The organism is Pseudomonas sp. PICF6, assembly GCF_009831705.1.
Classification (GTDB): Bacteria; Pseudomonadota; Gammaproteobacteria; order Pseudomonadales; family Pseudomonadaceae; genus Aquipseudomonas; species Aquipseudomonas rhizophila.
This window is the reverse complement of sequence record NZ_WUUD01000013.1, coordinates 420,229-428,547: the sequence shown is the minus strand read 5'-3', so window position 1 is coordinate 428,547 and position 8,319 is coordinate 420,229. Positions and strand designations below refer to the sequence as shown.

Here is an 8,319-nt window from a genome sequence, read left to right as displayed (position 1 = left end):
AAAAAACCCGCCGACATCGCGAAACGCCGGCGGGTCTCTATTGCAGGTTTTACTGTTGCAGATCGATCGGCGCGCTGGAGACCATCGGTGCCGAAGTATTCGGAACGGCGATCTCCACCGGCAGGCCGTCTTCGGCAGCCACCACATCACGCACCACATCCCAGTCCATGCGCAGGTTGCTGGTGATGTCCTCACGCTTGAGCATCGTGTTGATCACCGCGGTATGCTTGTCCACCACCGATGGGTTGCCGTTGTCGTCCAGCGGCGTGTGGGCCTCCAGATAAACCTTCCCGCCGCTCACACCCAGCTTGTAGGGATCGTTGATGATCCGTACCGAGGTGCCCACCGGCACCATGCCGGCCATCTGCAGTACGTTGTTGTTGAACATGCGGAAGCAGCCGTGGCTGGTGCGCATGCCGATGCCGAACTTCTTGTTCGAACCGTGGATCAGGTAACCCGGGGTGCCCAGGGTGAACTTGAACGGACCCAAGGGATTATCGGGACCGGCCGGCACCACGTTCGGCAACGGATCGCCGTCGGCGGCATGCTCAGCCTTGATCGAGGCCGGCGGAGTCCAGGTCGGATTCGGGGTCTTGGCAATGATGCTGGTGTGGGCGATCGGCGATCCCCAACCTTCACGGCCAATGCCCAGCGGGAAGGTGTAGACCACATTCCGGCCCTTGGGGAAGTAATAGAGACGGTACTCGGCGAGGTTGATCACGATGCCTTCGCGCGGGCCAGGCGGCAGGATGAAACGGGTCGGCAGCACGACCTCGGTGCCCGCACCCGGCAACCAGGGATCGACGCCCGGGTTGGCAGCGACCATCTCGGTGTAGCCCAGGTCGTAGGTAGTGCCCAGGTCGGCGAAGGTGTCTTCGTATTTGGCCTTGATGACCTGCACCTGGCCGACAATGTCTTCGCCTGGCGGTGGCAGAGGCAGCTCCAGGGCGGCAACGGGACCAGCCATGCACAGGGCGGCAAGAGACAGGCAGCGGGTGACGGCAGGCAAGCGCAGCAACATCCGGGAAATCCTTTGCAGGTCGAACAGAGGGTATGAAGACTGTGATTGTACACCGGCCCCCGTTATTTCGGGGAGGGCGACAATGAGGCGTCCGATGCCTAGCATGTCTGGAGACTGAAATAAAAACCTGTGGGAGCGAGCCGGGGATCTGGGGAATTACAATTCGAACCGCAGTTCCGGCCAGATCGGCGAGGTGCCGCGCTTCTGGGACTCCAGGATCGCCCGGCACAATGAACACAGGCGATGGTCCTGGAATATCTTGCGGTCAACAGCCGACCAGCGCGGCTGGGCCGGCAGCAGGCTGCCGCACAGGGTCCGGTCGGCCGAGCCACCGAGTTCCAGTTGCCGGGTCACCAGATGCACCCGCACTTCCTGGCAGGCGAACAGGTCCAGCTGTTCGTCAGGCTCGATCAGTTGGTAGGCAAACAGGGACCAGGCGGGACGCGGCATCGGGGGCTCCAAATCGGGGGCGCCACATTAGCCGAAAGACCGCCTGTAGAAAAGCGTCACAGCAGCGGTTTTAGCGTCGGCCAGACATTTTCCAGCAACTTGCCCTGGGCCGCGACGGACGGGTGCAAGCCATCGCCCTGCATCATCCCCGGAACACCGCCAACGTCCTGAAGGAAAAATGGCACCAGCGGCACGTTTTTCTCCTCGGCCAGAGTGCTGTAGACCCGGGCGAAGGCATCGGTGTAGCGCTGCCCATAATTGGGCGGCAACTGCATGCCCAGCAGCAGTACCTTGGCACCGCTGGCGCGGGAGCTGTCGATCATCGCTGCAAGGTTTTGTTGCAATTGCGTTGGCGGCTGTCCACGCAAGCCATCGTTGCCACCCAGTTCCAGGATCACCAGGTCCGGCTTATGGGCTGCAAGCAGCGCCGGCAGCCGCGCCTGGCCGCCTGCACTGGTGTCACCGCTGATAGAAGCATTGACCACTTTGTCGTCGAAACCTTCGGCCTTGAGCCGTTGTTCGAGCAAGGATACCCAACCTTGCCGGGTATCCAGGCCGAAAGCGGCGCTGATACTATCGCCAACGATCAGGACTGTACCCGCCGCTGCGTTCTGGGCCATGCACATCAGGGCCAGGCCGGCACTCAAAAACCACACACGCATCGGATTCTCCATGGGCTCAAGCATTCTCACCGCGAAGGACCTTAGCAAAGTGGTTCCCAGCGCGGAAGGTGAACTGACTATCCTGCACGAACTCAGCCTGGAACTGAACAAGGGCGACAGCCTGGCCATTGTCGGCGCATCCGGTTCCGGCAAATCCACCCTCCTGGGCCTGCTGGCCGGCCTCGACCTGCCCAGCAGCGGTGAAGTGACCCTCGCAGGTCAAGCCCTCAGCGTTCTGGATGAAGACCAGCGGGCCCGGATCCGCGCCGAGCATGTCGGCTTTGTCTTCCAGTCGTTCCAGTTGCTCGACAGCCTCAATGCGCTGGAAAACGTCATGCTGCCATTGGAGCTTGATGGTCGCCAGGATGCCCGCGAACGCGCTACGGAATTGCTGCAGCGGGTCGGCCTGGGCCAGCGTCTGACCCATTCGCCCCGCCAGCTCTCCGGCGGCGAGCAGCAACGCGTGGCGATTGCCCGTGCCTTTGCGGCCGAGCCGGACGTGCTGTTTGCCGACGAACCCACTGGCAACCTCGACAGCCACACCGGTGAGCGCATCAGCGATCTTCTGTTCGAGTTGAACAAGGAAAGCGGCACGACCCTGGTGCTGGTCACCCATGACGAACGCCTGGCCCATCGTTGCCGGCGCCTGATTCGACTTGAAGCCGGCCAGATGGTCGCCCCCCTGGAGCCTTGATGGCACGCTTGCCGCTGTTGCGTCTGTTCAGTCTCGCTGTCCGCCAATTGCTGCGCGACGCCCGCGCCGGCGAACTGCGGGTGTTGTTCTTCGCCCTGCTGGTGGCGGTGGCGGCGAGTACCGCCATCGGTTACTTCGGAGCCCGTCTCAACGGCGCGATGATGATGCGCGCCACCGAATTCCTTGGCGCCGACCTGCTGCTCGAAGGCAGCTCGCCTGCCCGTCCCGAACAGATTCGCGGCGGCACCGATCTGGGCCTCGAACATGCCCGGGTGGTGGAGTTTTCCAGCGTCGTGGCCACCGACAATGGCATTCAGCTCTCCAGCGTCAAGGCCGTCGATGACATCTACCCCCTGCGCGGCGAACTGAAAAGCGCCCCTGCCCCGTTCGCCCCGGAAGAAACCGGCGGGCGACCGAACCCTGGCGAGGCCTGGGTTGAAGCACGGCTGCTGACGGCACTGGACCTGAAAATAGGCGACAGCATCGACGTCGGCAACCAGCCCCTGCGCCTGAGCCGTGTGTTGACCTACGAACCGGATCGCGCCGGCAATTTCTATAGCCTCACGCCCCGGGTCATGATCAACCTCAAGGACCTGGACGCTACCGGCGTCGTGCAGCCCGGCAGCCGCGTCAGTTATCGCGACCTGTGGCGCGGCCCGGCACCAGCGCTGCAAACCTACCGCGACCTGATCAAGCCGGGCCTGGAGCCCAATCAGCGGCTGCAGGATGCACGCGATGGCAACCGGCAGATCGGTGGCGCCCTGGGCAAGGCCGAACGGTATCTGAACATGGCCAGCCTGGTGGCGGTGCTGCTGTCCGGCGTCGCCGTCGCCCTCTCGGCCAACCGCTTTGCCACCCGACGCTTTGATGCCAGCGCACTGCTGCGTTGCCTGGGGTTGTCACGCCGGGAAACCATGGTGCTGTTCAGCCTGCAATTGACCGTGCTGGGCCTGCTGGCCAGCCTCAGCGGTGCGCTGCTTGGCTGGGTCGCCCAACTGGGTCTGTTTGCACTGCTGCATGACCTGTTACCCACGACCGTCCCGCCGGGTGGCCTGCTGCCGGCCATTGCCGGAATCGGCACCGGAATGGTGGCGTTGGCCGGCTTCGCCCTGCCCCCTCTGGCCGCGCTGGGACGGGTACCCCCCTTGCGCGTTTTACGCCGGGACATGCTGCCGATTCCTTCCAGCACCTGGGTGGTCTATGGGGCCGCCCTGGGTGCCCTTGGCCTGATCATGTGGCGCTTGAGCCTGGACCTGGTCCTGACGTTCGCCCTGCTCGGCGGTGGCGTCATCGCAGCACTGGTGCTCGGCGGCCTGCTGTTGCTGCTGCTCCAAAGCTTGCGCAGGATGCTGGCCCGCGCCTCGTTACCCTGGCGGCTCGGCCTGGGCCAGTTGCTGCGCCACCCCTTGGCGGCGGCCGGCCAGGCGTTGGCATTCGGCTTGATTCTGTTGTCCATGGCGCTGATCGCCCTCTTGCGCGGCGAGCTGCTGGACACCTGGCAAAACCAGTTGCCGAAAAACGCCCCGAACTATTTCGCCCTGAATATCTTGCCCAACGACAAGCAGGCCTTCACCGACAAGCTGCTGGCGTTGTCGGCGCAATCGGCGCCGCTCTACCCCGTGGTACCGGGACGCCTGATCAGTATCAACGGCGAGCCGGCCAAGGAGTTTGTCACCAAGGACTCGGCTGGTGACCGGGCCCTGCAGCGCGACCTGAGCCTGACCTGGGCTGCGGACCTGCCGGCGGGCAACGTCGTCACGGCCGGGACCTGGTGGCCGCAGCAACCGCCGGACGATATTCCGGGCGTTTCGGTAGAAGGCAAGGTGGCCGAGAACCTCAAGATCCAGCTGGGGGACCGTCTGGTTTTCAACGTGGGCGGCGTCAATCGCGAGGCGAAGGTCACCAGCTTGCGAGAAATCAACTGGGACAACTTCCAGCCTAACTTTTTCATGATCTTCCAACCCGGCACGCTGAAGGATCTACCGGCCACCTATCTGACCAGCTTCTATCTGGCGGCGGGCCACGACCAGCAGATTGTCGACCTGTCCAGGGCCTTCCCGGCGGTGACGATCCTGCAAGTCGAAGCCCTGCTCGAGCAGTTGCGCAGCATCCTGGCCCAGGTCACCCTGGCCGTGGAATATGTGTTGCTGTTTGTACTGGCTGCGGGAATGGCCGTGCTGTTCTCCGGCCTGCAAGCCACCCTCGATGAACGGATCCACCAGGGTGCGCTGCTCCGCGCCCTGGGTGCCGAACGAGCCCTGCTGGTCAAGGCCCGGCGCATCGAGTTCGGGCTGTTGGGTGCGGTCAGTGGCTTGCTCGCGGCCTTGGGTTCGGAACTGGTGAGCCTGGTGCTTTATCGTTACGCGTTCGACCTGCCCTGGCATCCGCATCCATGGCTGCTGGTACTGCCTTTGGTGGGAGCATTATTGATCGGGGCTGCTGGTGTGTTCGGCACGCGTCGAGCCCTCAATGCCAGCCCGCTGACAGTCTTGCGCGAGGGTTGATAGACTCCCGGCTTCGCCACCACAAGAAGTTGCCATGAGCCGTTATCGCCCACCCCGCACCGCCGGCACCGCGTTGATCACCCCTGAGGGCGAGGCGCGGATGCGCGCTGAATTTCATGAACTGTGGCATGTGCGCCGCCCTCAGGTGACCCAAGCAGTCAGCGAGGCGGCGGCCCAGGGGGATCGTTCGGAAAACGCCGAATACACCTATGGCAAGAAAATGCTGCGGGAAATCGACAGCCGCGTGCGTTTCCTCACCAAGCGCCTGGAAGCCCTCAAGGTGGTCAGTGAAAAACCCAGTGACCCGAACAAAGTGTATTTCGGCGCTTGGGTCACGGTTGAAGATGAGGACGGCAAAGAGTCTCGCTATCGCATCGTCGGCCCCGACGAACTGGACCTGAAAAAGAACCTCATCAGCATCGACTCGCCCTTGGCGCGGGCGTTGATCGGCAAAGCGCTGGATGCTGAGATCAAGGTTCAGACACCCGCAGGTGAACAACTTTTATATGTCACTCACATTGAATACATATAAAGCTTCACCGGCCCAAGGCCCGAAAAACCCAGTCATCTCAGCTCACCTCAGCGGCGGGTAATCAGCCCCTGTCGGGCCACGCGGGTCAATTGCCGGATCATTTCGCTGGCGTGCGCCGCACTGGGGGACTGGATAACGGCCAGATCGAAACTGTCATCGGCAAAACGCGCCAGAGACTCACCGTCTTCGACAAACTGGATAAGGAACGCCGCCGGCCCGTGGTTGCGTCGCGGCCAGCCGTCGAGATAGCGCAATAACGTAGGCTGGTGAGTACCGCCCAGAAGGATTTTTGGATTGCGTTGCAGAAGGTTCGCCGTGATCGGCGCAAGACGTACAAGGGGGCTGGATGCGTTCATCGTGTCGTGTCTCTGCCTCAAAAGTCTGCATGGCAGGTGAGAGGCAACACCGAACCAGCGCTTTAGCGGTATTTCGAAGCCCCGTGTGACCGGCTTCTATCGGTGACTGAATGAGTCACCTGGCGCCCCGCAAGTAGCTGTTTAAATCGGCGCATGAGCGGCATCCTAGAGAAGCTGACCGGCCAGTGTCAAGAATCTGCGCGCACAAAAAAGGCCCGTTCCAGACGGGCCTTCAATGATTCAGGTATGCAATCAGCGGGCGATGGCCTGGTCGACCGACAACTTGCCAGCACCTTCGATCAGCACCGCGACGCTGCCTGCCAGCAAAGCCAGGGCAAACTCATAACCGTTGTTGGCCATGAACAGACCGTTGCCAATGTGCACGGAGAAAATCGCCACCAGCGACAGGAAGGCCAGTCCCAGCGCCGCTGGACGGGCCAGCAGACCGATGATCAAGGCCAGCCCGGCGAAAAACTCGGTGCCGCCGGCCAGTGTCGCCATCAGATAACCTGGGGTCAGACCAATGCTTTCCATCCACTGCGCCGTCCCCGTCAGGCCGTAGCCACCGAACAGACCGAAGAGTTTCTGGGAGCCGTGGGCGGCGAAGATGATCCCGACAACGATGCGCAGGACAGTCAGGCCATAGCCAGCGCGAGTAAACAGAACTTTGTTGATGAAAGTGCTCATTAGGTTCATTCCTTGGGATAAGTGGGTTGGCCGCCATATTAATCAACAAAACGCATGATAAAAGCGGAAAAAATCCGTAATACCAATCAGTTTACTCGATCATTTACGCACAACAACCTTTTGTTCCCTGGGTTCCAGCGACTCCCGTTCACGATCAAATGCCAGATAGTATTTGTTCACACTATTAACGTAGCTTACTGCGCCCATTCCCACCTGCTCCATGGCGATGCGTTCGACCTGGAAGAACCACTGATTGGGATTGAGTCCCCGCCGCCTGGCCTCGGCCCGCATGCCTTGGACACGCTCAGGCCCCATGTTGTAGGCGGCCAGGACGAAGGCCATTCGCTCGCGCTCATTGAGCTTGGGGCTGGCGAAAAACTTTCGGCGTATCAAGGCCAGGTACTTGGCGCCAGCCTGCACGTTGGCGTCCAGGTTCTGGATGTTGCGCACCCCGACCCTCTGGGCTGCTGAAGGGGTAATCTGCATGAGACCCGTAGGGCCGCTGCCACTGCGGGCATTGGGTTGCAGGGAAGACTCCTTGAACGCCAGTGCCGCCAGGTTCAGCCAATCCATGCCTTGGGCCGTGGCATGTTTTTGCAACACCGGGCGCAGTGTCTCAAGACGCTGGCGATTGGCACGGGCCAGCGGATAGTGAACCCGGTACAAGCGGCGATAGATGCGCAGAAACGCCGCGTCCTGATTGGAAGGCGCCTTATAAGTCGTCAGGAAGCGGTCGATGCTCGCTCGCAGCATGGCGGCGTCACGACGGACAAACCAATACTCGTCAGCCGGCTCGCCAATGAGCACCTGCCGGTCGAAACGCAGCTTGGGCAGGATCTTGCTCCAGCGTTCGGCAATGGGCTGCTCGACGATGGTCAGATGGAAAATCCCGGCCTGAACCATTTCCAGCACATCTTCCACCGCCAGGGTCGGGTCGACCCACTCGATCTTCACCGGCGGTAATTTACGCAGTGCCAGCTTCTGGTTGATCTGACTCAAGGCCTCCCCTGCGGCGCTACCGTTGGGCAGGGCCAGGGTTTTGCCCGACAGTTGCTCTACGCGGGTGTAGCGCCGTTGGCCCTTGGCTCCCACCAGAAGCAACGGCACGTCGGTGCGAATCGGATGGCTGGCGCTGACCGCAAGGCCAGCCAGGGGCTCGAGCAACTCGCCGGGCGCGACCAGATCGCCTTCTCCGCGCTGCAAGGCGCCCAGCAGTTGGTCCTTGGCCTTGGGAATGATCTTGAGGGTGATTTTCTGGTCATCCCGAGCGTGGCCGTTGAGGTATTGCTCGAAGGCACGTAAGCGATGATATTCGACGCCAATGGGTTGCCCCTTGACTTCGCCAGAGCTGTTGCGGCTCTGGTTGACCAAAACTTTCAGCACCCGGCTGCTGCGGATTTGCGCAAGGTCGCG

The 8,319-nt window shown here is 61.9% G+C and carries 9 protein-coding genes; 3 read left to right on the top strand and 6 right to left on the bottom strand.

Translation table 11 applies throughout. The features are described 5' to 3' along the window. Positions 1 to 49: 49 nt before the first annotated feature. The 3 genes from GSM73_RS06980 to GSM73_RS06970 form a co-directional block, all read right to left on the bottom strand. Positions 50 to 1,021, bottom strand: a complete 972-nt coding sequence (locus GSM73_RS06980; protein ID WP_047226352.1) for a L,D-transpeptidase family protein — start codon at positions 1,019 to 1,021, stop codon at positions 50 to 52. Between the two features lie 156 nt (positions 1,022 to 1,177). Further along, on the bottom strand, positions 1,178 to 1,471 hold the full coding sequence (locus GSM73_RS06975; protein WP_047226351.1) for a hypothetical protein: 294 nt from the start codon (positions 1,469 to 1,471) through the stop codon (positions 1,178 to 1,180). Between the two features lie 56 nt (positions 1,472 to 1,527). Beyond that, positions 1,528 to 2,133: an arylesterase gene (locus tag GSM73_RS06970; protein ID WP_047226350.1), complete on the bottom strand. Its 606-nt coding sequence runs from the start codon at positions 2,131 to 2,133 to the stop codon at positions 1,528 to 1,530. Between the two features lie 10 nt (positions 2,134 to 2,143). On the opposite strand from GSM73_RS06970, the gene GSM73_RS06965 reads away from it, so the two are divergent. From GSM73_RS06965 to greB, 3 genes are read left to right on the top strand one after another with little or no spacing between them, the layout of a single operon-like run. Continuing rightward, on the top strand, positions 2,144 to 2,827 hold the full coding sequence (locus GSM73_RS06965; RefSeq protein ID WP_092397715.1) for an ABC transporter ATP-binding protein: 684 nt from the start codon (positions 2,144 to 2,146) through the stop codon (positions 2,825 to 2,827). Further along, positions 2,827 to 5,331 (top strand): ABC transporter permease, encoded by a 2,505-nt coding sequence (locus GSM73_RS06960; RefSeq protein WP_076385720.1) that lies wholly within the window; start codon positions 2,827 to 2,829, stop codon positions 5,329 to 5,331. The genes GSM73_RS06965 and GSM73_RS06960 overlap by 1 nt, the downstream gene beginning before the upstream one ends. Positions 5,332 to 5,365: 34 nt before the next feature. Beyond that, on the top strand, positions 5,366 to 5,863 hold the full coding sequence (gene greB, locus GSM73_RS06955) for a transcription elongation factor GreB (protein ID WP_047226347.1): 498 nt from the start codon (positions 5,366 to 5,368) through the stop codon (positions 5,861 to 5,863). A 47-nt stretch (positions 5,864 to 5,910) separates the two neighbouring features. Here the strand turns inward: greB and GSM73_RS06950 are convergent, their stop codons facing one another. From GSM73_RS06950 to GSM73_RS06940, 3 genes are all read right to left on the bottom strand, one after another. After that, entirely contained in the window at positions 5,911 to 6,219 is a 309-nt protein-coding gene (locus tag GSM73_RS06950; RefSeq protein WP_047226346.1) for a hypothetical protein, read from the bottom strand. 252 nt (positions 6,220 to 6,471) lie between these two features. Next, positions 6,472 to 6,906 (bottom strand): DoxX family protein, encoded by a 435-nt coding sequence (locus GSM73_RS06945; RefSeq protein ID WP_047226345.1) that lies wholly within the window; start codon positions 6,904 to 6,906, stop codon positions 6,472 to 6,474. Positions 6,907 to 7,005: 99 nt separating this feature from the next. Beyond that, the coding region (locus tag GSM73_RS06940) for a transglycosylase SLT domain-containing protein (protein ID WP_160892033.1) at positions 7,006 to 8,319 on the bottom strand (1,314 nt) is incomplete at its 5' end.